Origin of the sequence: Paraburkholderia sacchari (assembly GCF_000785435.2) — a bacterium.
GTDB lineage: Bacteria > Pseudomonadota > Gammaproteobacteria > Burkholderiales > Burkholderiaceae > Paraburkholderia > Paraburkholderia sacchari.
Window position 1 is genome coordinate 106796 of record NZ_JTDB02000011.1, and the last position, 23234, is coordinate 130029.

19 protein-coding genes and 1 riboswitch are annotated in these 23234 nt (G+C 65.2%); of the genes, 6 read left to right on the plus strand and 13 right to left on the minus strand.

The window, feature by feature from the left end; all coding sequences use genetic code 11:
- Positions 1-3: 3 nt before the first annotated feature.
- Positions 4-1230 (minus strand): CaiB/BaiF CoA transferase family protein, encoded by a 1227-nt coding sequence (locus NH14_RS28425; RefSeq protein WP_035533411.1) that lies wholly within the window; start codon positions 1228-1230, stop codon positions 4-6.
- Between the two features lie 108 nt (positions 1231-1338).
- Here NH14_RS28425 and NH14_RS28430 point away from each other — a divergent pair, with 108 nt between their 5' ends.
- Positions 1339-2286: a LysR family transcriptional regulator gene (locus NH14_RS28430; RefSeq protein WP_035533409.1), complete on the plus strand. Its 948-nt coding sequence runs from the start codon at positions 1339-1341 to the stop codon at positions 2284-2286.
- A gap of 53 nt (positions 2287-2339) precedes the next feature.
- On the opposite strand, the gene NH14_RS34045 is transcribed toward NH14_RS28430, so the two are convergent.
- The 7 genes from NH14_RS34045 to NH14_RS28465 all read right to left on the minus strand — a co-directional run bounded on the left by NH14_RS34045 (position 2340) and on the right by NH14_RS28465 (position 12689).
- The gene (locus NH14_RS34045; RefSeq protein WP_035533407.1) at positions 2340-3605 is read right to left on the minus strand and encodes a leucine-rich repeat domain-containing protein; all 1266 of its coding nucleotides are present in this window, start codon (positions 3603-3605) and stop codon (positions 2340-2342) included.
- 27 nt (positions 3606-3632) lie between these two features.
- A complete protein-coding gene (locus NH14_RS28440) occupies positions 3633-3950 on the minus strand; it encodes a hypothetical protein (protein WP_035533405.1) in 318 nt (105 codons plus the stop codon).
- Positions 3951-4175: 225 nt separating this feature from the next.
- The gene (locus tag NH14_RS28445) at positions 4176-5705 is read right to left on the minus strand and encodes a SulP family inorganic anion transporter (protein WP_035533403.1); all 1530 of its coding nucleotides are present in this window, start codon (positions 5703-5705) and stop codon (positions 4176-4178) included.
- 108 nt (positions 5706-5813) lie between these two features.
- Positions 5814-6434 (minus strand): carbonic anhydrase, encoded by a 621-nt coding sequence (locus NH14_RS28450; RefSeq protein ID WP_035533401.1) that lies wholly within the window; start codon positions 6432-6434, stop codon positions 5814-5816.
- A gap of 319 nt (positions 6435-6753) precedes the next feature.
- Positions 6754-10386, minus strand: coding sequence for a hydantoinase B/oxoprolinase family protein (locus NH14_RS28455; RefSeq protein WP_035533399.1), 3633 nt, complete (start codon positions 10384-10386; stop codon positions 6754-6756).
- A gap of 47 nt (positions 10387-10433) precedes the next feature.
- Positions 10434-11741: an MFS transporter gene (locus NH14_RS28460; protein ID WP_035533397.1), complete on the minus strand. Its 1308-nt coding sequence runs from the start codon at positions 11739-11741 to the stop codon at positions 10434-10436.
- A 150-nt stretch (positions 11742-11891) separates the two neighbouring features.
- The gene (locus tag NH14_RS28465; protein WP_276511632.1) at positions 11892-12689 is read right to left on the minus strand and encodes a putative hydro-lyase; all 798 of its coding nucleotides are present in this window, start codon (positions 12687-12689) and stop codon (positions 11892-11894) included.
- 195 nt (positions 12690-12884) lie between these two features.
- Here NH14_RS28465 and NH14_RS28470 point away from each other — a divergent pair, with 195 nt between their 5' ends.
- Complete coding sequence (locus NH14_RS28470) at positions 12885-13817, plus strand: LysR family transcriptional regulator (protein WP_035533393.1); 933 nt, start codon at positions 12885-12887, stop codon at positions 13815-13817.
- A 58-nt stretch (positions 13818-13875) separates the two neighbouring features.
- Here NH14_RS28470 and cobM read toward each other — a convergent pair whose 3' ends face one another.
- The 4 genes from cobM to NH14_RS28490 are packed head-to-tail and all read right to left on the minus strand — an operon-like array spanning position 13876 to position 17724.
- Complete coding sequence (cobM, locus tag NH14_RS28475; protein WP_035533391.1) at positions 13876-14601, minus strand: precorrin-4 C(11)-methyltransferase; 726 nt, start codon at positions 14599-14601, stop codon at positions 13876-13878.
- 11 nt (positions 14602-14612) lie between these two features.
- Entirely contained in the window at positions 14613-15371 is a 759-nt protein-coding gene (locus NH14_RS28480) for a cobalt-precorrin-6A reductase (protein WP_035533389.1), read from the minus strand.
- Positions 15368-16471 carry a cobalt-precorrin-5B (C(1))-methyltransferase gene (locus NH14_RS28485; RefSeq protein ID WP_035533387.1) on the minus strand — a complete coding sequence of 368 codons (1104 nt, stop codon included), beginning with the start codon at positions 16469-16471 and terminating at the stop codon, positions 15368-15370. Before NH14_RS28485 ends, NH14_RS28480 begins: the two co-directional genes overlap by 4 nt.
- Positions 16472-16473: 2 nt before the next feature.
- Positions 16474-17724 carry a bifunctional cobalt-precorrin-7 (C(5))-methyltransferase/cobalt-precorrin-6B (C(15))-methyltransferase gene (locus tag NH14_RS28490; protein ID WP_035533443.1) on the minus strand — a complete coding sequence of 417 codons (1251 nt, stop codon included), beginning with the start codon at positions 17722-17724 and terminating at the stop codon, positions 16474-16476.
- Positions 17725-17788: 64 nt separating this feature from the next.
- A riboswitch (cobalamin riboswitch) is annotated at positions 17789-17966 on the plus strand.
- A gap of 134 nt (positions 17967-18100) precedes the next feature.
- On the opposite strand from NH14_RS28490, the gene cobG reads away from it, so the two are divergent.
- Genes cobG through cobJ form a run of 4 tightly spaced genes read left to right on the plus strand, consistent with a single transcriptional unit; the run spans position 18101 to position 22518 of the window.
- The gene (gene cobG, locus NH14_RS28495; RefSeq protein WP_237179795.1) at positions 18101-19468 is read left to right on the plus strand and encodes a precorrin-3B synthase; all 1368 of its coding nucleotides are present in this window, start codon (positions 18101-18103) and stop codon (positions 19466-19468) included.
- Positions 19461-20087, plus strand: a complete 627-nt coding sequence (locus tag NH14_RS28500; RefSeq protein ID WP_035533383.1) for a precorrin-8X methylmutase — start codon at positions 19461-19463, stop codon at positions 20085-20087. Before cobG ends, NH14_RS28500 begins: the two co-directional genes overlap by 8 nt.
- Positions 20087-20818, plus strand: a complete 732-nt coding sequence (locus NH14_RS28505; protein ID WP_035533381.1) for a precorrin-2 C(20)-methyltransferase — start codon at positions 20087-20089, stop codon at positions 20816-20818. The genes NH14_RS28500 and NH14_RS28505 overlap by 1 nt, the downstream gene beginning before the upstream one ends.
- Complete coding sequence (gene cobJ, locus NH14_RS28510; protein ID WP_035533379.1) at positions 20806-22518, plus strand: precorrin-3B C(17)-methyltransferase; 1713 nt, start codon at positions 20806-20808, stop codon at positions 22516-22518. The genes NH14_RS28505 and cobJ overlap by 13 nt, the downstream gene beginning before the upstream one ends.
- 21 nt (positions 22519-22539) lie before the next feature.
- Here the strand turns inward: cobJ and NH14_RS28515 are convergent, their stop codons facing one another.
- Positions 22540-23190, minus strand: a complete 651-nt coding sequence (locus tag NH14_RS28515) for a vWA domain-containing protein (RefSeq protein WP_152617298.1) — start codon at positions 23188-23190, stop codon at positions 22540-22542.
- Between the last annotated feature and the right edge of the window lie 44 nt (positions 23191-23234).

Here is a 23234-nt window from a genome sequence, read left to right on the forward strand (position 1 = left end):
TGATTATTTAGCGTATTTCACCATTCCCGCAGCCTGGCCGAGCACGCCGCCATCGCGCAAGCCGGCGATGCGTTCATGGTCCAAACCAAGGTATCTCTCGAGCACCGCCTGCGTATGCTCCCCAAGCTCGGGGGCACGCGTGGTTCGCGTGGCGGGCCACGCCGAGAAGCGAACCGGTTGCCGCGGCAAGCGCAGTGTGCCGCCGCTGGCGGCCTTCGTTTCGATCAGCAGTCCACGCTCGCGCGCCTGCTCGCTCTCCAGCGCTTCGCTGATGTTCTGGATGGGCGCAACGGGAATACCCGCCTCGCTCAGCTGCGCGCTCACCTCTGCAATGCTACGGAGTTCTGACCACGACTCGATGAACACTCGCAACGCGGCTTCGTTTTCGCTGCGCGTGGCATCGTCGATAAAGCGCGCATCGCCGATGAGTTCGGGTTGACCTGTCGCATGAGCGAAACGCTCGAACAAGCGGTTGTTGAGCACGGCCACCACGAAGTAGCCGTCTTTCGCGCGATAGGCACCGAATGGCGCGGACGACGCGTGCCGGTTACCCACGCGCCGCGGCGCGACGCCGGTCGTCGCGTAGCGCGCGACCATGCCTGCGGTGAGGCTCAGCGTTGCGTCGAACATCGCCACATCCACGTGCGTGCCCTTGCCCGTGCGCTCGCGCGCCACCAGTGCTGCCAGCACGCCCCACGAGGCGAAAATTCCGCTGACCGCATCCGAGATCGAATCGCCCACCAGCGTCGGTGCGCCGTCGGGCGAACCGGTCGCATCCATGAGTCCGCACATGGCTTGCAGGATGATGTCGTACGCGGCCCGATGCGATTCGGGTCCGGTCTGGCCGAAACCTGAAACGCTTGCGTAGACGAGCGCGGGATTGCGCGCGGAGAGTTCCTCGTAGCCAATGCCGAGCCGCCCCGCCACGCCTGGCCGGAAGTTCTCCACCACCACGTCGGCCTGCGCACAGAGCGACTGCGCAAGCGCGCGGCCTTCGTCGTGCTTCAAGTCGATGACGACGCTTTGCTTGTTGCGGTTCATCGCATGGAAGAGCCCGCTCTCCCCCGCGGAAAACGGGCCGATTGCGCGGTAGTCGTCGCCAGCGGGCGGCTCGATCTTGATCACCTCGGCGCCCAGGTCCCCCAATAGCGCAGAGCATAGCGGCCCCGCGAGCACGCGGGAAAAGTCGATCACACGAATGCCGTCGAGCGGCAGCGCGGGCAGTGTCACAGCGTCTTCCTCCAGAACAGCCAACCCGTTCGGCTGGTGAGCTGATTCTGATCCGCCCATGCAATAAGATAAAATACTGGAATAAATTAGCTGCTATACGAAAAACCTATGGCTTTGTCGCTCAGGCTCCTGCGCTACTTCGTGACTGCCGCCGAGACGGGGAGCACGACGACCGCCGCGAAACAGTTGAACGTCTCGCAACCCTCCATCTCCGTGGCGATCCGCGAACTGGAAACGCTATTCGACGCGCCGCTATTCACGCGCGGAGCCGGCACGCGTATGACGCTCACGCAATTCGGCCGGCGCAAGCTGGATGAGGCACGGCACCTGCTCGCGTCGGCCGCCGCGTTTGCAACCGACGATGTGGGTGAAGGCGATCGCGGTCTCGTGCAGATCGGCGTGTTTCGCACCATCGCGCCCGTCTACCTCCCTCGCTTGCTCAAGCTCGCGCAGTCGCGCTTTCCAGGTCTCACCGTCCAGTTCCGGGAGGGCGATCTCGCGCAACTCGACGAATGGCTGCACAAGCGTGTGATCGATTTCGCGCTCATGTATGACGTGGGCCTGCCCGGCGATATCGAGCGCGAATGCCTCGCCGAACTCAAACCCTATGCGATCCTGCCGGGCGACTCGCCACTGGCGAAGCGCCGTCGCGCGGTCTCGCTGCACGAACTGGCCGCCGAGCCTTTTATCCAGATCGATCTGCCGCAGAGTCGCGATTTTTTGATGGCGCCGTTCTGGCAGCTTGGTCTCTCGCCAGACGTGCGATATCGTGCGACGTCCATCGAACTCGTGCGTGCAATGGTGGCGAACGGTCTCGGGGTGTCGCTGCTGATCACGCAAAGTCCGACGGTTGCGCAGACGCCGCTCGTTGTCGAGCGGCCGATACGTGAGGCCACCGTCATCCAGCCGCTTGTCCTCGCGTGGCCGGCTCGCGTGGCGCACACGCGCGCTTCCGGATTACTTGCCGCTTGCGTGCGCGACGCAATCGCTGAAGCCATGCGAGAAGGTGCGGGTTTTGCAAAGCGCCAACGCGCACCGGTCCGTGGAAACGGATGAATGGCACCAGATGCGCTCGCAGCATTGCTTGCGCATCTGCCGGCTGCGGGTCGTCACCAGACAATTCGAGTGTTGGGCAAAGCCGTTTTGAGGTCGTCGACGTTCGTGACCTTGGTGCCATAGAGAACGAGCTCGCGCAGCCCGGTCAGGCCTTTCAGTACGTCGACGTCCTTGACCGGGGCGTTGGCGAGATAGAGCTCTCGCAGACCCTTGAGCCCCTTCAGCGCATCGATGTCCTGAACGTCGGTGCGAAACAGATTGAGCGTTCGAAGGTTCTTTAGATTGCTCAGTGCATCGATGTTTTCGACGCTGGTGTCGGAGAGATTGAGTCTTTGCAGACTCGTCAGGCCCTTTAGCGCATCGATGTTCGTGACGGGCGTGCGGGCAAGAACGAGTGTGTCCAACTGGGGCAATCCTCGCAGCGCGTCGAGATTCTCGACCTTGGAGCCGTCGAGCACGAGCGTCCTGAGATCGGGCATGTGCGTCAACACGTCGATGTCGCGGACGGGCGTATTCGCGAGATAGAGCGCCTGCAGATCGTGCAGATCATTCAAGGGGTCCAGGCGCTCGACTTGTGTCTCGTTGAGATCGAGTATTTTCAACGTGCTCAACTGGCCGAGCGGCTTGATATTCCTGACGTTCCTCGCGCCACCCAGTTTGAGTGCTTCGAGGTGAGGCAGCTTCGCCAGCGTATCGAGGTCCCGAACCTGCGTATCGCGGAGATCGAGTTGCCGCAGGTCGGTCAAGTCCTTCAGCGCGTCGAGATTCGACACGCGGGTATCCCAGAGATTGAGCGATTGCAGACTCGTCAGTTCTTTGACCGCCTCGATGTTCTGGACCTGGGTGCGGTGTATCACGAGTCTTTTCAGGGAGCGCATGTCCTTTAGCGCGTCGATGTTCCAGACCGGCGTGCCCGTGAGGTCGAGCGATTCCACATCGTTCAGGTCTTTCAGCGAGTCGACGCTGTCGACCTCGGTGTCCGCGAGACTCAACTCGAGTTTGCGGTCAAGCCTGGCTAAATGCGGAACCGCAGCGGCGAGCTGAGACGTCGTCAATGCCGACTTGGCCCGCAATGCCACGCATTCGGACTCGCTTGCGAGCGCTGAATCGCCAGCGTCATTGCACGCGCCCGTGAAAAATCCGAGATCGCTCAGCGCCCGTTGATCCAGCTTTTCCCGAAACGGGCTGAACACCACCAACAGGCTCACGAGCAAAACGCCGATGCCCCCGCAGATGACCCAAAGCCTCGCTCGACGCGAGACCGATGTGCGTGCGCCTTCTGCAGCAGGCTCCTGGTTCGAAGGTGGGAATTGGGCCACCGTGGTCTCCGTCTGTGCGACGCCCGCTCACCCGTTGGGGTGCTTCATGTTTTCCGAGTCGACGGCCGCGCGCCATTCCTCGCTCGCCTCGAACGGCTCCATTGCCTCGTCTATGGAAGCCCTGGCGCGCTCGGCGGTCGCCCGCGCGTCGTCTGCCTCGCGCTCCCACTCCTCGTCGGCAACCTCAGGGGGCCGGATCATCTCCCTGATCATCGCACGCAATTCGGGGGTATCCCATGGCAGGTGGTGCTGCTTTTTCACCTTGATGTAATGCCTCACTTCAGCATCCTGTTCAGGAGTCAGAGGCAATCCCCTGAACGTGCTTTCCGGGCCGAGGTCAGTCATGGCTTCCTCCTGTCGCCGCGATCCGAACAATCACTTCAGTGTAACGCCTGCGCGATGACGTGGCACGCTCCGCGGTCACCACAGGCCCGCCCATGTCCGTGCGTACCCATCCGCCCCGAGTTCCGGGTTGCCATTGTCGAGGCTTTGAGCGGAAGCGGCTTTGATCGGCACACGATACGTTTCGTCGTCGGCACTCGTCGGCACTCGTCGGCGTTCGTCGCGCGTTCAGACGCCTGAACGCGTTGCCGGCGCAAGCACGCCTGCGGCATGGCGCACTTCCACGGCGATCGAGCGCAGCGGCGCATCTGCAACGAAGCGCTCCAGCAGTTCGCGCACGTCGTGATCGATAAAGTCGGCGCGCGTGGTGTCGACGATCACCGTCGCGCGGTCCGGAATGAGGGCCAGCATCTGCTTGAGCGGCACCTTGCCGAGAAACGACACATCCTTGCGAAACGACACCAGGAAATGGTCATCATGCCGCGCGAGCGCGATCGGCCGATGCAGATTCGCCCACAGCGCGAGCCCGGCGCTGCACAGCACGCCGAGCACGATGCCGGTGAGCAGATCGGTGGCGAGCACGCCGGCGATCGTGACGATGAATGGCCCGAACGGCGCCGCGCCCTGTTTCGCGAGCGCGATGAACAACGAGGGTTTCGCGAGCTTGACGCCGGTATGAATGAGGATGGCCGCGAGGCTCGCGAGCGGAATCAGGTTGATCACATCGGTGAGCGCGAACACGCTCACGAGCAAAAGCACGCCATGCACGATCGCGGAGAGCCGGCTTTGCGCGCCGGCGTGCACGTTCGCCGAACTGCGCACGATGACCGACGTGATGGGCAGCCCGCCGATGGCGCCCGCCACGATATTGCCGACGCCCTGCGCCTTGAGTTCGCGGTTCGGCGGCGCGGCGCGCCGCTGCGGGTCGATCTGTTCGACGGCTTCGAGACTCAGCAGCGTTTCGAGGCTGGCGACGACAGCGAGCGTCAACGCCACGATCCAGATGTCCGGGTCGGCGAAATGCGCGAGGCTCGGTTCGAACTCGCCGAATTGCAGGGCAGCGCCGAGCGCCGCGAACGATTCGATGGCGGGCAGCGCCACGCGTTGTTCGACCGGCAACGCAAACGCAGGGCCGAACGCGCTGCAAATGAGCGTGGCGCCCACGCCGGCGACCACGACGACGAGCGGCGCGGGCACGAGCCGCACGAGCGCGAAGCGTCTCAGGGCGGGGGCATCCCACGCCGCGAGAATCGCGAGCGAAAGCGCGGCAACCACGCAGACGACGGGCGAGATCGAGGCAAGCGCGCTCATCAACGATTCGGAGCCTTGGCCGGTCGTCAGCCCCAGCGCGAGCGGCACCTGCTTTATGACCAGCAGCAAGCCAATGGCCGCGAGCATGCCCTTGATGACGGGCGTGGGCACATAGGAGGCGAGCCGCCCCGCCTTCAGCATGCCGAAGCCGAACTGCAGAACGCCCGATAGCAATACCGCAATCAGGAATGCTGAGAAACCGCCGAGACGCGCGATGCCGTCCACGACTATCACGACGAGTCCGGCGGCGGGACCGCTGACACTCAGGCGCGAACCGCTGAGCGCAGCCACGACGATGCCGCCGACGATGCCGGACACGAGACCGGCCAGCGGCGCGGCGCCGGATGCTCTGGCAATGCCGAGGCACAACGGCAGCGCGACGAGAAAGACAACGGTACCAGCGGCGAGGTCGCGCGCAAGCGCGGACAGAGAAGCTCTCGAAGTCATGACGGAAGCACGAAGTAAAGGAAGGTAGAAGATTCGGCGAATGCGCTCACGCAATGGGCGAGCTGCGCCGCACGGCATATGTGTGTCCGGCCATCCCGGACGAATGGCTCAGGCCGCGGCGACGGCCACCGCGGTTTGGGGGTCGTAGCCCGACGCGAGTTCGCGCAACTGCCCGTCGCCGAGCGAAAAGATCCAGCCGTGCACGAGCGGCGCGGGCGCGCTCTCGCGCACGAGCGGATGCTCGCGCAGCAGACGCACCTGCTCGATCACGCTCAACTCGGCAACGCGGTTCACACGCGCTTCTTCCGACGGCAGGCACTCGAGCGCTGCGCGATGCGCGCGCACGAGCGCGCAAAGCGGCTCGATGCGGCGGTTCACGTGGGGCAGCGCGTCGGCGGGCGGCAGCAGCGAGGCGCGCACGCCGCCGCAGCCGTAATGCCCGCACACGATGATGTGCGCGACCCGCAGTACACGCACGGCGTATTCGAGCACGCTCATGGTGTTGTCGTCGTCGGGATGAAACAGGTTCGCGATGTTGCGGTGAACGAACAAATCGCCCGGCGCGCAATGCGTGACGCTTTCGGCGGGCACGCGGCTGTCGGAGCAGCCGATCCAGAGCACTTGCGGCTTCTGCCCGGCGGCAAGCGCGCTGAAAAAATGCGGATCGCGCCGGGCGATTTCCTGCGCCCAGGCGACATTGGCTACAAGCATACGTTTCGGAAGATTCATGAGTCGAGGCTCCATTCAGAGCGGTGGCTCCGCTCAATCCTTACGTATAGCTTTCTACCAGAAAAAAATCCGTTGTCCGCGAAAAATAAATCGAAGCGATGCGTGACGGATAAAAATAGTTCGACGTCACTCGTCAGCGTGCATGGAGATCTGCCGATCGTGAAGCGAGAACGTCTCGACCCTATGCTCGATGACTGGTTGGATCGGTACTCCTATCCTTATAGAGAGAGCGCTTTTCCCCGCTTGCGTCCAATACCGCTGAACGGGGTTGCCAGTCGACCGCTGGGCCGCGCCGCACGCACGGCCCGCGGCAACGCGCTTACGGCTTACCGAAACCGCCGCCACCGGGCGTTTCCACCACGAACACATCGCCCGCCCCCATCTCGACGCTCGCAATGTGGCCCAATGCGACCACATCGCCGTCCGCGCGCTCGACGCGATTGCTGCCCCGTCTTCCCGCACGTCCACCCGCAGCGCCGAATGGCGCGTGAAGGCGGTTGTTCGAGAGAATTGAGGCCGTCATCGGCGCGAGAAAGCGGATGCGCCGAATCGCACCGTTACCACCGCGCCAACGTCCTTCGCCGCCCGACCCTTCGCGGATCAGGTGAGATTCGAGTCGCACGGGATAGCGCCATTCGAGCACTTCGGGGTCGGTCAGGCGCGAGTTGGTCATGTGCGTCTGTACCGCGTCGACGCCGCAGAAGCCCTCGCCCGCACCGCTGCCGCCTGCAATCGTCTCGTAGTACTGGTAGCGAGCGTCGCCGAACGTGAAGTTGTTCATCGTGCCCTGACTCGATGCCACGATGCCCAGTGCACCATAGAGTGCATTCGTGATCGCGGACGATGTCTCCACGTTTCCTGAGACCACCGCCGCCGGATAAACCGGACTGAGCATCGAGCCGTCCGGAACAATCACCGAAAGAGGCTTCAGGCAACCCGCGTTGAGCGGGATATCGTCGCCAACGAGCGTGCGGAACACGTATAGCACCGCAGCCATGCAGACCGCCTTCGGCGCGTTGAAGTTGTTCGGCAGTTGCGCGGACGTTCCGCTGAAGTCGACGGTCGCGCTGCGTGTCGCTGCGTCGACGCGAACGGCGACTTCGATCACCGCGCCGTTATCGAGTTCGTAGCGGTACGCACCGTCCTTGAGCGCGCCGATCACGCGGCGCACCGCTTCTTCCGCGTTGTCCTGAACGTGCTGCATGAAGGCGAGCACCACGTCGCGGCCGGAATGGGCGACCAGGCGGCGCAGCTCGTCCACTCCCTTCTGGTTTGCTGCGATTTGCGCGCGCAGATCGGCCATGTTCTGCGCGACGTTGCGCGCCGGATAGCGCCCGGACGCAAGCAGCGCGCGCGTTTCGGCGTCGCGCAGCACACCCGCCGATACGAGTCGCCAGTTATCGATCAACACGCCCTCTTCCTCGATATGCGATGAGGCGGCGGGCATCGATCCGGGCGTGACTCCGCCAATATCGGCATGATGTCCTCGCGAGCCGACATAGAAGAGCGGATCGGTCGAATCGTCGGCAAACACGGGCGTAATGACGGTCACGTCGGGCAAATGCGTGCCGCCGTGATAGGGATCGTTGAGCATGAACACATCGCCGTCTCGCATCGCACCGCGATTTCGCTCGATGACGGTCTTGATGCTCTCGCCCATCGATCCGAGATGCACGGGCATGTGCGGCGCGTTCGCAATCAGATTGCCCGCGGCATCGAAGATCGCGCACGAGAAGTCGAGACGCTCCTTGATGTTCACCGAATACGCCGTATTCTGCAGACGCAACCCCATCTGCTCGGCAATCGACATGAACAGATTGTTGAAGATCTCGAGGCGCACCGGATCAGCCTCGGTGCCGATCGAGCGGCGCGTCGGCAGCGGTTGTACGCGTGTCATCACCACGTTACCCTGCGTAGTCAGCGCTGCCTCCCATCCCGGCTCGACCACGGTCGTGCCATTCTTCTCTGCAATGATCGCCGGACCGTCGAGCACGTCGCCTGCGCAGAGCGTCTCGCGCTGGTAGAGCGATGCGTCGTGCCAGCCGCCTCCCGAATACATGCGCACGACCGTTTGCGCGCGCGGCGCTTCGCCCGCCGCGCGCGGTGGCACAGCGCCAACATCGACGGGTGCATCCGAGCGGCCGATTGCTTCGACGGAAGCGAGCTCCGCGACGAGGGGGGTATCTGTCATCAAAAACGCATAGCGTTGACGATACGCCGCTTCGAAGGCGGTGCGCATCGCCTCGACGCTGCCCGCCGACACTGAAAGCGTCGAATCGGTGCCCTGATAGCGCAGATGGACGCGTCTCTCAGTCGTGATGCGCGCGGCGTCCACGCCCTGATCGAGCAGTGCACTGGTGGCCTCGTCTGCAAGCGCATCAAGCGCGGCTTCCAGCGTCGCAAGCGAAGACTCGTCGAGCGCGATTTCGAGCGCTCGCTCGCGCATTGCGGTCTGATCCGCGAGCCCCATCCCGTAAGCGGAGAGCACGCCCGCGAGCGGATGTGCGAACACCTGCGTCATGCCAAGCGCGTCGGCGACACCGCACGCATGCTGGCCGCCCGCGCCGCCAAAAGTCGTCAGCACGTACTGCGAGACGTCGTGACCGCGCTGCACGGAAATCTTCTTGATCGCATTCGCCATGCTGCCAATGGCGATCTCCAGATAACCTTCCGCAAGTTCTTCTGGCGTGCGACGCTGCCCTGTAGCCGCGAAGATTTCATCGGCGAGTGCCTGAAAGCGTTCAGTGACGATGCCGCGATCGAGCGGCTCGTTCGCGTGCGGACCGAATACGCACGGAAAATAGTCGGGCTGAATCTTGCCGAGCATCACATTGCAGTCGGTGACCGCGAGCGGGCCGCCGCGCCGGTACGCAGCAGGGCCAGGATTAGCGCCCGCCGAGTCGGGGCCGACCCGCAACCGGGCGCCGTCGAAACCGAGCACCGATCCCCCTCCTGCCGCCACGGTATGGATGCTCATCATCGGCGCGCGCATGCGCACGCCCGCCACCTGCGTTTCGAATACGCGCTCGAACTCACCGTTGAAGTGCGATACGTCCGTCGATGTGCCCCCCATGTCGAAGCCGATGACACGATCGAAGCCCGCTGCCTGTGCCGCGCGCACCATGCCGACGATACCGCCGGCCGGACCGGAAAGAATTGCATCCTTGCCCTGGAATACGTCGGCGCGTGTCAGTCCGCCGCTGCTTTGCATGAACTGCAGGTTCACGCCCGGCATCTCGCCGGCGACCTGATCCACATATCGGCGCAGGATCGGCGACAGATAGGCATCCACCACGGTTGTATCGCCGCGCGAGACCATCTTCATTAACGGCGAGACTTCGTGGGAAACCGAGATCTGCGTGAAGCCGATGCGGCGCGCCAACTCCGCAAGCCCGCTTTCATGCGACGTGTAGCGATAACCGTGAACCAGCACGATGGCGAGCGCGCGGATGCCCTTGTCGTAGACCTCTCGCAGCGCGCGCTCCGCAGCCGCGCGTTCGAGCGGGACGACCACCTCGCCTTGCGCGCTCACGCGCTCGTCGATTTCCACCACGCATTCGTAGAGTGCTTCCGGCAATGCGATGTCGAGATCGAACAGGCGGGGACGATTCTGGTACGCGATGCGCAATACGTCGCGAAAGCCGCGCGTGGTCACGAGCGCGACGGGCTCGCCCTTGCGTTCGAGCAGCGCATTGGTCGCCACCGTCGTGCCCATCTTCACCATCTCGACGTCGCGCGGCGTAATGGGTTCTCCGGCTCGCAGGCCAAGCAAATGGCGAATCCCTGCGACAGCCGCGTCCTGGTACTGCTCCGGATTTTCGGAGAGCAGCTTGTGCGTGGTGAGCGTGCCATTCGGGCGGCGCGCGACGATGTCGGTGAACGTGCCTCCGCGGTCGATCCAGAACTGCCAGCGGGAAGCGGTGCAAACGTCGGATGCGTGATCGTGATTCATTGTGTCGTCGTGATGCGAAAGGGGTAATGGAATACGCAAGGTGCAATTCAGGCCGATTCGAGTTCGCGGCCGCGCGTTTCAGGCAGCGTGAGCGCCGCGACGATCAGCACGCCATACGCGGCCACGGCGAACATGCCGATGCTCGCGCCGAGGCCGAAGCGATTCGACATAGCGCCAATCAGCACCGGAAACAGGGCCCCGATCGCGCGGCCGACGTTGTAGCAAAACCCCTGGCCTGAGCCACGCACACGCGTCGGAAAGAGTTCGGTGAGAAACGCGCCCATGCCGGAGAAGATGCCCGACGCGAAAAAGCCGAGCGGAAAGCCGAGCCACAACATCGATGCGTTCGTGAGCGGCAACGACGTGTAGGCGAAGGCGATCGCCATTGAGCCTGCCGCGAACAAAATGAAGTTGGGCTTGCGTCCGAGGCGGTCCGTGAGCCATGCGCTGCACAGGTAGCCCGCGTATGAGCCGGCGATGATCATCGCCAGATAGCCGCCCGTGCCCATCACCGTAAGATGACGTTCGGTCTTGAGGAAGGTCGGCAGCCAGGTCGTGATCGCGTAGTAGCCGCCTTGCGCGCCTGTCGTGAGCAGCGCGGCGCGCAGCGTCGTGGAGAGCAGTTTCGGCGAGAAGATCTCGGTGAAGCGCGGTGTGTCGTTGGTGTCCCGCTGATGGACCTTGGCCTGCTCGAATACTTCGGGCTCCTTCACGTAGCGGCGAATCACGAGCACGAGGAGAGCCGGCACGAGTCCGATCAGAAACAGCGCACGCCAAGCGATCTCAGGGGCCAACGCGGAGAACAGCACCGCGTAGAGCAGGGCCGCGATGCCCCAGCCGAGCGCCCAGCCCGACTGAACGAGACCGACCGCCTTGCCGCGGTCGCGGGCGCGGATCACTTCGCCGATCAGCACCGCGCCCGCCGTCCACTCGCCGCCGAAGCCGAAGCCCATCAATGCCCGAGCCGCGAGTAACTGGCCGTAGTTCTGGGCGAGGCCGCACAAGCCCGTAAATACCGCAAACCACAGGACGGTAAGCTGCAACGTGCGCACGCGGCCGATGCGATCCGAGAGAATCCCCGCGATCCAGCCGCCAAGCGCGGAGGAAAGCAGCGTCATGGTGCCGATAAAGCCCGCGTCCGCGAGTGAGATGCCCCAGGTGGCGACGAGCGTCGGGATAACGAAGGACAGCATTTGCGTGTCCATGCCGTCGAGCATGTAGCCGATCTTGCAACTCCAGAACGCGCGCCGTGCGCGCGGGCCCGCTTCGGCGTACCAGGAAAGTTGCGGGCTTGCGGTGGTCGACTGCATGTCGGCGGCATCGTCCACGCTTGCCGTGTATGTCTTGCTGTCCATCTGCTGCTCCTATGGATAGACGCATGGGTAACGGTTGAAGCCACGCATGAGCGTAGGGATGCGTCATTCCCTCCGGGCTGCGCGGCCGGATGGCTTCAGGGTGTTGTGAATCGCGTGTCGTGCGGCGGCGCGGCGCGCGCCGCCGGAAGATCAGAAAATAGCGAGCGACGTGTTGGTGATATCCGTCATCAGCATATGGCCGGGCGCATGCGCGATCGCGAGCGGCAGCTTCGCGGCCATCAGCGCGGTTTGCGGCGTCACACCGCAAGCCCAATAGACAGGCAGTTCGCCCGGGCGGATCGTCACCGCGTCACCGAACTCGGGGTGCGCGAGATCGGCAATGCCAAGTTCGGCCGGATCGCCGATATGCACGGGGGCGCCATGCACGCCCGGAAAGCGGCTCGTGATCTGCACGGCGCGAATCGCGTCGGCGCCGCGCAGCGGCCGCATTGACACAACGAGTTCTCCGCCGAACACACCCGCGCGCTGGTTGGGAATATGGGTTCGGTACATCGGCACGTTGCGGCCTTCCTCGACGTGGCGCAGGCCGATGCCTTCCTTCGCGAGCATATGCTCGAACGAAAACGAACAACCCAGCGCGAAGACGACGAAATCGTCTTGCCAGAGCGCTTCAATCGATTCGACGCACTCGCTCAGATGGCCGTCGCGATAGACGTTGTACGCGGGGACGTCGGTGCGGATGTCGATGTCGCGCCCGAGCATCGGCACGCGGAAGTCGCCGGGCTCCCCCACGCCGAGCAGCGGGCACGGTTTCGGATTCGCATGACAAAAGCGCAGGAAATCGTGCGCGTACGCGGCCGGCAGGATCGCGAGATTGGCTTGCGCATAGTCGCCGCAGTGTCCGGCCGTCGGGCCACGGAAGTCGCGATGGCGTACGGCCTGGCGAAATTCGAATGGAGTCATGGTGTCAGCGGTGCTCTGGTGGATTTGCGTCGGTTTATCGGCGGTGGCGATGCGTTTTACTTACCGTCAAGCGAAGCATAGAAAAGAAGGTTTTTTGACGCCAACTAGTTTTCTTTGCCTCCGGCGGATAGAATTTCTTAACGGAATCGCGGGTTTCCCCTAGTCATGTTGAGTTTTTCTGGAGCGGTTTGAGCCACTGGCAACGGCCATATTTGGGCTATGAACACTCGCTTTCTCGAAACCTTCGTCACGCTCGCCAAACTGCGCAGCTTCCGGACCACCGCGACGGCATTGCACGCCACGCCTGCCGCGATCTCGCAGCGCCTGAAGGCACTGGAAGACGAATTGCACACCGCGCTCGTCGATCGCGAGAGCCGCGAATTCCGGCTCACGCCGAACGGCGAATATCTGCTCGGCTATGCCAAAGCCGTGGTCGAGGCGACGCGTCAGTTGCAGGCCGCTGCGTCGCATGAAGGCGCGATGCGCGGCAAACTGCGGCTCGGCGTGATCGAGACGGTCGTGCATAGCTGGCTCGCCGATTACATGCGGCGACTCTCGAACGACTTTCCGCAGCTCGAAGTGGAACTGGCGGTAGATGTGAGTGTGGTCTTGCAGCGGCGATTGATGGCAGGCGAACTCGATCTCATCATCCGCGTGGAAGGCAGTGACGAAGAATCCGTGGTGTGTGATGCGCTCGCGAATTATCCCGTGCACTGGATAGCGCGCGCGGGGCTGCTACCGCTTTCGCGCAGTGGACTCGCGAAGCGCGTGCTGCGTCATCCGATTTTGACGTTCGGGCGCGGGACGGCACCGCATCGCGCGCTGGAGGACATCGTCGGCAAACTCGCGCTCGCCAACGGCGTGCCGCTCGCGGATACGCGCATCACCGGTTCGCCGTCGATTTCGGTGATCGTGCAACTGGTACGCGACGGCTTCGGCGTGGCGGCGATTCCGCGTCTGTTCGTCGACGATCTGATCGCGCGTGGCGAAGTGGTCGAGCTGCCATTGCAGCCTTCGCCGCCGTCGATCGTGGTGTCGATGTCGCGGCGCGCGGATGCACCGCTTTTCGTGCATGGAGCGGCCAACGCTGCACGCGCGGCATGCCATGAGTACTGCGAACACGGCGACGCACGTCTGATCGAGCGGCTATAGATTGCGGCTTTGCGCGACCGATTCATGAATTAAAGGAAAGATCGGCCGCGCGTAACGATCAGGCCGGCGCGTACAAAGACGAATCGGCAAATCCTTCTGCGGCCAGCACACGTCCGACCAGAATCAGGGCAGTACGCTCGATATCGGTCTGCTGCACCTTGCCGACGATATCGGCCAGGGTGCCCGTCACGCGTTCCTCGTCCGGCCAACTCGCGCGGTAAACAACGGCAATCGGGCAATCACTGCCGTAGTGCGGCAGCAATTCCGCGACGATTTTCGCGAGGTGCCGGACACCCAGATGGATCGCCATGGTGGACCGATGCCGGGCCAGATCGGCCAGACCCTCGCCCTCGGGCATCGCGGTCTTCGTCGCGTAGCGGGTCAGAATCAGCGTCTGCGATACGCCCGGCAGCGTCAGTTCGCAGCCGAGCGTCGCCGCGCAGGCCGCCGTTGCCGTTACCCCCGGCACGATCTCATAGGGGATGCCCAGCGCCCGGATACGGCGCATCTGCTCGCCGATAGCGCCATAAAGCGATGGGTCGCCGGAATGCACGCGCGCGACGTCTTGCCCTTTCGCGTGCGCGTCGGCGAGCAACTGAACGATCGCATCGAGATCGAGGTCGGCCGTGTTCACGACGAGCCCCGCCTGATGGCCGTCCAGTACCGCGTCCGGAACGAGCGAGCCCGCATAGAGAATCACGGGACAGCTGCGGATCAGGCGCTGGCCCTTGACCGTTACAAGTTCAGGATCGCCGGGTCCTGCGCCGATAAAGTAAACCGTCATGCCTCACTCCGTCATAAGCCGGGGCGGATGGTACGGACAGTCGCGACGGTCCGCAACGTCTCTATTTCGGCAAGCAGGACTTCGATCGTGTCGAACGCGCGATCGACCTCGGGCAAAAGCGGGCGTGCCAGCATCACGACCGGCAGCCCGCGCTCGCGCGCCACCTCCAGTTTCGCCTCGGTCGCCGCGCCGCCGCTGTTCTTGCTGACCACGACATCGATTCCGCCGGCATCGAACAGCGCCCGCTCGCCCTCATGCGTGAACGGACCGCGCACGCCGATCACCCGCGCCCGGGCGTTACCCGGGTGATCGTCGAGGCAGCGAATCGTCCAGTGTTGATGCGCGGGGATCTCGTCGAGATGCAACAGCGGCTCGCGTCCCAGCGTGAACAGCGGGCGCGAAAATCCGGCAAGCTCGCTGCACAGCTCGCTCCATCCGTTCACGAAACGCCAGTCATCACCGGATTGCGGCTGCCAGGCCGGACGACGCAGCGCCCAGCACGGCACACCCGCAAGCCGGCTCGCACGCGCCCCATTCGCGCTGATACGCGCCGCGTACGGATGCGTGGCATCGACGATCAGGCCGATGCGCTGATCGTCGACATACCGGGCCAGCCCTTCGGCTCCGCCAAAGCCGCCGACGCGAACCTCGCACGCGAGATCCTGCGGCACCCTGCCCAATCCGGCCAGGCTGTACACATCGCCCGGCCCGAGCCGCTGTGCGATCTTCAGCGCGTCCCCGGTGCCGCCCAGCAGCAGAATCCGGGTCATTGCGCGACTCCGACGAAATTCCCGACGCGGTCGATCGCAAACACTTCGACGCTAACGCCGGGCGGCACGATCCCTTGTGCGACGCGCAGAGCATGGCGGCACACGATATCGCCGAGCGCAATGCCGCGCTGCGTCGCCATCGCCAGCGCCTGCTGGCTCGTATTGGCCGCGCGGATCTCGTTCTGCAAGGTGTCATCGGCGCCCGATTCCGCCGCCCATTGCGCGAGCAGCGGCAAGTCGATGCTCGAGCTGCGGCTATGCAGGTCGAGATGACCCGCCGCCAGCTTGCTCAGCTTGCCGAAACCGCCGCACAGGCTCAGCTTCTCGACCGGCGCGCGGCGCAGGTGCTTGAGCACGGCACCGACGAAATCCCCCATCTCGATCAACGCGATGTCGGGCAGGCCGTAATGCGCGCGCATCGCGTCCTCGCTCGCGTTACCGGTGCAGGCGGCAATATGCCGGTAGCCATTGGCCCTGGCAACGTCGATGCCCTGATGGATCGACGCAATATAGGCCGAGCACGAAAACGGCCGCACGATGCCGGTCGTACCGAGGATCGATAACCCGCCGATGATGCCCAGGCGCGGATTCATCGTCTTGAGCGCCAGCGCCTCACCGCCCTCGACGCCGATCGTGACCTCGAAACCGCCCGCGTATCCATATTCGGCCGCGAGGCCCGCAAGGTGCTCGCACATCATCTGGCGCGGCACCGGATTGATGGCCGGCTCGCCGACCGGCAAGGTCAAACCGGCGCGCGTAACGGTGCCCACGCCGGGGCCGGCATGAAACCGCACGCCCGGCTCCGCGCTCAATTGCACTCGGGCGAACACGACCGCGCCGTGCGTGACATCGGGATCGTCGCCGGCATCCTTGACCGTTCCGGCTTCCGCGCCATCCGCCGCATCGCGGCCATTGATGAAGCGGCAGAACGCGAGCGGCATCGGCACATGCTGGCCTTTCGGCAGCACGATCTGGACGACATCGGTGCAAAGGCCGCCCAGCAACAGACGCGCAGCCGCCAGCGACGTAGCCGTCGCGCAGCTGCCCGTCGTATAGCCGCTGCGCAGCGGACGCGGCGCTTCCGGCGTTTCGTCGCGCATCGTCACGGCTGTGCCTCTGCCGCGGCCCGGGCCGTAGCGGATTTCGTCACGTCCAGCAACGTAATCGGCAAGGCGGCGCGCCACGTATCGAAACCGCCGAGCGGCTGAGCCTCGCTCAGCGCAACGCGCGTCAGCGTGCCGCCATGGCGGTTGCGCCAGTCGATCAGCACCGCCTCGCCCTGGAGCGTGACGGCATTGGCCACCAGCCGGCCGCCATCGCGCAGCGTCGCCCAGCACGCATCGAGCACCCCCGGTACGGTCACGCCACCGCCGATGAACACCGCATCGGGAGCCGGCAGTCCCGCCAGCGCATCGGGCGCCCGGCCCGCCACCAGTTGCAGATCCGGCACACCGAGCGCGTCGCGGTTGTGTGAAATGAAAGCCTGCCTGCGCGCATCCGACTCGATCGCGATGGCACGGCACGCCGGATGCGCCCGCATCCATTCGATGCCGATCGATCCGCACCCTGCCCCAACATCCCACAGCAAGGCGCCGGGAAATGGAGCAAGGCGCGCAAGCGTGATCGCGCGCACATCGCGCTTGGTCAACTGGCCGTCGTGCTGGAAAGCATCGTCCGGCAGGCCATGTGTCAGCGGCAGCGACCGGCCCCCTTGCCCCCCTGGCGTAGGGCAAGCGTGACAGGTCAGCGCCACGATGTTCAGCGCGCCGATCGACGTGTCCTGCCATGCGTCTGCGCGCAGATGCAGGCGCTTCTCGCGCGGTCCACCGAGATTTTCGAAGACCGCCATTTCGGTCGCGCCGAATCCGCGCTCGTTCAGCAGTCCAGCGATCGCGGACGGCGTTGCGCTGTCCCGGCTCAGCACCAGCACGCGCGCGCCCTCACGCAAATGCGCATTCAGCACGGCGATGGGCCGGTTCACGAGAGAAACTGTCTCGACATCCTGCAACGGCCAGCCAAGACGCGCCGCCGCGAGCGATAACGAAGACGGGCTGGAAATCACGCGCATCTGATCAGGCGGGACAACACGCGCAAGCGTGGCCCCCACGCCGAACATCATCGGATCGCCGCTTGCCAGCACGCAGACCGGCGTGCCGCGATGCGACTCGATGCTGCCGATATCGAACGGTTTCGGCCACGCTTGCCGGCGTGCGCGAATCCGCGCGGGCAGCATGGCCAGATGCCGTTCGCCGCCGATGACAACCCCGGCATCCAGCAACGCTCGCCGGGCCGCACGCCCCAAACCCGCGAAACCGTCCTCGCCGATGCCCACAATCGTCAGCCAGCAACCCATCACACTCCCGTTCGTCATCCGCTATCCGTGACACCTGCGCGTTTCGAGGCCGTCCTGAAAAAAGGCATAATACCGCTTTGCCGGTGCCCTTCGGGGCTTCAAGGGAACACAGTTGAAGCTGTGGCTGCCCCCGCAACTGTAAGCAGCGAGTCCACACCCCCAGGGTGCCACTGGAGAACCGGGAAGGCCGGTGCGGACGACGACCTGCGAGCCAGGAGACCTGCCGGCCCATCGATCGTGCAAGCCCTCACCGGGCGGGGTGTACCGGTGCGCGTTCTCTCCCTGTCGAGACAACGTGGCAGTCGTACGACGCCAACTTCGTTGAACCTTGAGCCACGTTTCACTGCCTTCGTTACGGCCATCGGCCTGCCCTGCGTTGTCGCGCATCGTCGCTGCGCGCGACGGCGGGCTGTGTCGCGTCAAGCTGCCTGGCGGCGTGCTGCACGCGGCGCAGGCGCTCGCCATCGCCGATGCAGCCGAGGCGCATGCGTCGGGAATCGTCGAGCTGACGAATCGCGCCAACCTGCAATTGCGCGGCGTGAAATCGGGGCATGAAGCCGAACTGAGCCGGCGACTGCGCGATGCAGGCCTCGGGCCGCAAATTCCGGCCGCGCAGGCCGCATGGCAGGCAACGGTAGCCGACGACGTGCGCAATCTGCTGCTGAGCCCAGGCGCCGGCATCGACGAATACGCCTTGTGCGACACGCAACCGCTCGCACGGGAGATCCTTGTCCTGCTGCAAAGCGAGCCGCGTCTTGCTGCGCTGTCCCCCAAGTTTTGCTTGCTGCTGGACGGCGGCGAGCGTCTCGCCGCGCTCGATCATCCGCATGATCTCTGGTTCGCTGCAATGGAAGCGAAAGCCGATGACGAACCGTGGTTCGCCATCGGCCTTGCGGGGCAGCCGACTGCGCTGCAGGACACTGCAGCAAACCCCGCACTGGCTGCGGTTCGCGCGCGCGATCTCCCCGCCATGATCATGGCGCTGCTGCACACGTTTCTCGACGTCGCCGCGCCCGACGAGAACCGCATGCGCGACCTTCTGCGCCGGCTGTCCGGTGCGGACATCGTGACCCGCGCCGCCACCCGCGCAGCCATCGAACTGCGATGCGATTCCACGATTTGCGCATGGCGTCGCGCCCCCGCCGACCCCGGCCGCCGATTCGGCGCCTGGCGGCAACGCGATGCCCGCCTGTGGCATGTCGGCGGCCAGCCGCCGCTGGGCCGTATCGATACGCACGGTCTGCGCGCCCTCCCGATGCTTGCAGAGGAATACGGCAACGGCACGTTCAGGTTGACGCCATGGCAAAGCGTGCTGATACCCGATGTGCCAGCCGCTGCTGTCGCGGATGCCAAACAGCGCCTCGCATCGCTCGGCTTCCTGCTCGATGCTCAGGCGCCGCTCGCGCGGCTCATCGCATGCGCGGGCTCGACAGGCTGCACGAAAGGGCTCGCCGACACCAAGCGCGACGCGCTCGATCTCGCGCAACGGCTACCCGATGGCGTCGACGTTCATCTGAGCGGCTGCCCGCGTTCGTGCGCGGCGGCGCACTGTGCGCCGTACACGCTGCTGGCCGTCGAAGCGGGACGTTATGACCTCTATCGCCAGGAGCCGTTGCCTGCCTGCGCGCCCCTGACCACGTCCGATGTCGCCGCACGCTTTGGCGTGCGCATCGGCACAAACCTGACCCTCGAAGCGGCCGCCCAACTGCTAGGCGCTGCCGCCCGGAGCACACTTGATGACTGACTACGTTCGCGACGGACAAGCCATCTACCGCCAGTCGTTCGCAACGATACGCGCCGAAGCCGATCTGTCCCGCATCCCGCCCGACCTTGAAAAACTCGCCGTTCGCGTGATTCACGCGTGCGGGATGGTCGATATCGTCGAGGCATTGCGTTTCTCCGATGGCGCGGGCGCAGCCGGCCGCGACGCGCTTGCTGGCGGCGCGCCGATCCTCTGCGATGCGCGCATGGTTGCGGAAGGGGTCACGCGCGCGCGTTTGCCCGCTGCCAACGACGTGGTGTGCACGCTCGGCGACCCCGCCGTGCCGCAGCTCGCGCGCACGATCGGCAACACGCGCTCGGCGGCGGCGCTCGAACTCTGGCGTTCGAAGCTCAAAGGCAGCGTCGTCGCAATCGGCAACGCACCCACCGCCCTGTTCCACCTGCTCGACATGCTCGACGCCGGCGCGCCGCGCCCGGCGCTGATCCTCGGCTTTCCCGTGGGATTCGTCGGTGCGGCGGAATCGAAGGCCGCGCTCGCCGCCAACAGCCGCGGCGTCCCCTACGTGATCGTCGAAGGCCGGCGCGGCGGCAGCGCCATGGCCGCCGCCGCCGTCAACGCCCTGGCATCGGAAATCGAATGATGAACAACCGTGGGCAACTCTTTGGCATCGGCGTCGGGCCCGGCGATCCGGAACTGCTGACGCTCAAGGCACTCCGTCTGCTCAAGGCGGCGCCTGTCGTCGCCTACTTCGTGGCCAAGGGCAAGAAAGGCAACGCGTTCAGCATCGTCGAATCGCACCTCGACGGCGTGCAAATCCGGCTGCCGCTCGTCTATCCGGTCACAACCGAGGCACTGGAGCCGCCGTTGTCGTACGAGACGATCATCGCCGACTTCTACGATACGGCGGCAGCCGTGATCGGCGAGCACCTGGATGCGGGCCGCGACGTAGCCGTCGTATGCGAAGGCGATCCGTTCTTCTACGGTTCTTACATGTACCTGCACGACCGGCTGGCCGGCCAGTTTCGCGTCGAAGTCGTGCCTGGCGTCTGCTCCATGCTTGGCGGAACCGCGGTGCTCGGCACGCCGCTCGTCTATCGCAACCAGAGCCTCGCCATCCTCTCAGGCGTCATGTCCGAGGACGAACTGCGCAGCAAGCTCGCGCAAACCGACGCCGCCGTGATCATGAAGCTCGGCCGCAACTTCGCCAAAGTCCGCCGCGTGCTCGATGAGCTGGGGCTCGCGAGCCGCGCACTGTACGTCGAGCGCGCCACCATGCCGAACCAGCGGATCGTGCCGCTGGCGCTTGTCGACCCGATGGCTTCGCCGTACTTCTCGCTACTCGTTGTGCCGGGGCAGAAATGGCAGGGATGAATACCACGCCGCCCGTACTCGTCGTGCTCGGGCGCAGCGCATTGCCGGTGGCACGACGCATCAAGAATGCGTGCCCCGGCGCGTCGATCCACGGGCTGCTGCCGCGAGTCGAAGGCGAAGCCGATATCGCCTTCACGCAACTGGGCGAACATCTACAGACGCTCTATGCGCAAGGCGTGCCGATCATCGCGCTCTGTGCGGCTGGCATCGTGATCCGCTGCCTCGCGCCGATGCTCGCCAACAAGGGCGCCGAGCCGCCCGTGCTGGCCGTGGCCGAGGACGGCAGCGCGGTCGTCCCCCTGCTCGGCGGACTGGCGGGCGTCAACACGCTGGCCCGCAAGATCGCGCAGGCGCTCGACGTGGCGCCTGCCATCACGACGAGCGGCGAATTGCGATTCGGCACCTGTCTGCTCGATCCGCCGGAGGGCTATGTGCTCGCCGATCTCGATCAGGGCAAGCATTTCGTGTCCGATCTGCTTGCTGGCGAAGGCGTGCGTATCGAGGGCGCTGCGCCGTGGCTGGACGACGCGCCGATTCCCAAAGACGAGCGGGCCGCGCTCACGATCCGGGTCACGCCGCGCGCGACAGAAAGCAGGCGCGGCGAACTCGTCATCCATCCGCGCAGCGTTGTGGCTTGCGTGCCGGAAACGGAAACGCAAGCGTGCAGCGCGGCCGCCATTGCCGAAGCCATGGCGGCGCATGGGCTGGCGCCGGATGCGCTCGCGGCACTGCTGGCTCCTGCTTCACGGATGGGCGACCCGTTGCTGGAAGCGGCGGCGTCATCGCTCAGCATTCCTCTTCGATTCGCCGATGGCGTTCCGAACGTTGCCCACATGCTGGCGGACTCGACGACCCCGCGATACGAGATCCGTGCTCATGCCAGCGGCGTGACGCTCGCGGTCGCTCCCATGCCTGTCGCCCCCTCGCGAATCGGCCGTTGCCGGGGCCGTCTGAGCGTGGTCGGGCTTGGGCCCGGCAGCGCAGGGCTCATGGCCCCCGACGCGCGCGCGGCGCTGGATGCTGCGACCGATATCCTCGGCTATGAAACCTACGTGAAGATGGCCGGCCCGTTTCGCGACGAGCAACGCCTGCACTGCACCGACAACCGGGAGGAACTGCTGCGTGCGCGCCACGCGTTCGAACTGGCCTGCGAAGGCAGGCAGGTTGTCGTGGTGTCGTCGGGGGACCCGGGCGTGTTCGCGATGGCCGCAGCCGTCTTCGAAGCACTCGACACGAGCAGCGATGCGCGCTGGAAAACCGTCGATCTGCGCATCGTCCCGGGCATCTCCGCCGCGATGGCCACTGCGGCCAAGGCAGGCGCGCCGCTTGGACACGACTTTTGCGTGCTGTCGCTGTCCGACAATTTGAAGCCGTGGAGCATCATCGAAAGCCGCCTGCGCCACGCGGCCGAAGCGGATCTCGTGATGGCGCTCTACAACCCGATATCGCGAGCCAGACCGTGGCAGCTCGACCGGGCCCTCGAGATCGTGCGTGAGCAGCGCTCGCCCGCCACCCGCGTCGTGCTTGGCCGGGACATTGGCCGTCCCGGCGAAGCGCTGACCACGACGACGCTTGGCGAGCTGCAATCCGCACAGGTGGACATGCGGACGATGGTCATCGTCGGTTCGTCCACGACACGCGGCATTGCGGGCGGAGCTAACGGGGAATGGATCTACACGCCGCGATGGTATGAAGCGTGAGGAATGCGCACACGCGCACGCTCATGAAATGACCACCAGGTCCTCCGGCAGCAGGTAGTCCGCACCCCATGCGCGGGCGAGTTGCAGACCTCGCCCCGCCGCTCCCTGAGCGCAGTCGATCACCACCACCCGATCCGCAGCCGGCGGTCTGGCGGGCTGTTCCCGGGTGCGTGCGTCGCTCACTACCCATAACACCCGTTGCTGAGATGGCTTGCGCCGCTTCGCACGCGCCAGCAGACCCGCGGCCGTCGCAACGCCGAGCGCGAATGGCGTGCCGCCGCCCCCGCCCACCGGCTGTATCCAGCGCTCGTTCCACCAGCGCGGGACGGCGGGCCCGAAGCGCACATCGGCGCGCCCTCCGCCGAATGAAATCAGCGAGACCTCTTCGCGCCCGGCCGCGGCACGATCGAAGCATGCCAAGAGCAGTCCTTTGGCGCGTGCGAGACGCCCGCCGCCGAGCATCGACGCCGAACAGTCGAGCAGGAAGCAATGCAGCGTGCCATCCGCCGACTCGTGGCGCACGAAGCGCAGATGATCCGCATGCAGCGGCGAGCGCCCCTTGCGGGCGAGCGTCGCTGGCCATGCAATGCGCTGTCCGCGCGCGCCTGGCTCACGTGGCTCACCAGGCGCTGCGCGGCGCGCGGCCGCGTGCGTGCCGGGAAGGCCTGGCATCCATCGGAACCCGCTGGAATCAGCGGTGGCGCCCTTCCGATGGA

Coding starts and splice junctions, on each gene's coding strand:
- NH14_RS28430 (WP_035533409.1), top strand. CDS start 1,339: ATGGCTTTGTCGCTCAGGCTCCTGCGCTACTTCGTGACTGCCGCCGAG.
- NH14_RS28440 (WP_035533405.1), bottom strand. CDS start 3,950: ATGACTGACCTCGGCCCGGAAAGCACGTTCAGGGGATTGCCTCTGACT.
- NH14_RS28445 (WP_035533403.1), bottom strand. CDS start 5,705: ATGACTTCGAGAGCTTCTCTGTCCGCGCTTGCGCGCGACCTCGCCGCT.
- NH14_RS28450 (WP_035533401.1), bottom strand. CDS start 6,434: ATGAATCTTCCGAAACGTATGCTTGTAGCCAATGTCGCCTGGGCGCAG.
- NH14_RS28455 (WP_035533399.1), bottom strand. CDS start 10,386: ATGAATCACGATCACGCATCCGACGTTTGCACCGCTTCCCGCTGGCAG.
- NH14_RS28460 (WP_035533397.1), bottom strand. CDS start 11,741: ATGGACAGCAAGACATACACGGCAAGCGTGGACGATGCCGCCGACATG.
- NH14_RS28470 (WP_035533393.1), top strand. CDS start 12,885: ATGAACACTCGCTTTCTCGAAACCTTCGTCACGCTCGCCAAACTGCGC.
- cobM (WP_035533391.1), bottom strand. CDS start 14,601: ATGACGGTTTACTTTATCGGCGCAGGACCCGGCGATCCTGAACTTGTA.
- NH14_RS28480 (WP_035533389.1), bottom strand. CDS start 15,371: ATGACCCGGATTCTGCTGCTGGGCGGCACCGGGGACGCGCTGAAGATC.
- NH14_RS28485 (WP_035533387.1), bottom strand. CDS start 16,471: ATGCGCGACGAAACGCCGGAAGCGCCGCGTCCGCTGCGCAGCGGCTAT.
- NH14_RS28490 (WP_035533443.1), bottom strand. CDS start 17,724: ATGGGTTGCTGGCTGACGATTGTGGGCATCGGCGAGGACGGTTTCGCG.
- NH14_RS28500 (WP_035533383.1), top strand. CDS start 19,461: ATGACTGACTACGTTCGCGACGGACAAGCCATCTACCGCCAGTCGTTC.
- NH14_RS28505 (WP_035533381.1), top strand. CDS start 20,087: ATGAACAACCGTGGGCAACTCTTTGGCATCGGCGTCGGGCCCGGCGAT.
- cobJ (WP_035533379.1), top strand. CDS start 20,806: ATGGCAGGGATGAATACCACGCCGCCCGTACTCGTCGTGCTCGGGCGC.
- NH14_RS28515 (WP_152617298.1), bottom strand. CDS start 23,190: ATGCCAGGCCTTCCCGGCACGCACGCGGCCGCGCGCCGCGCAGCGCCT.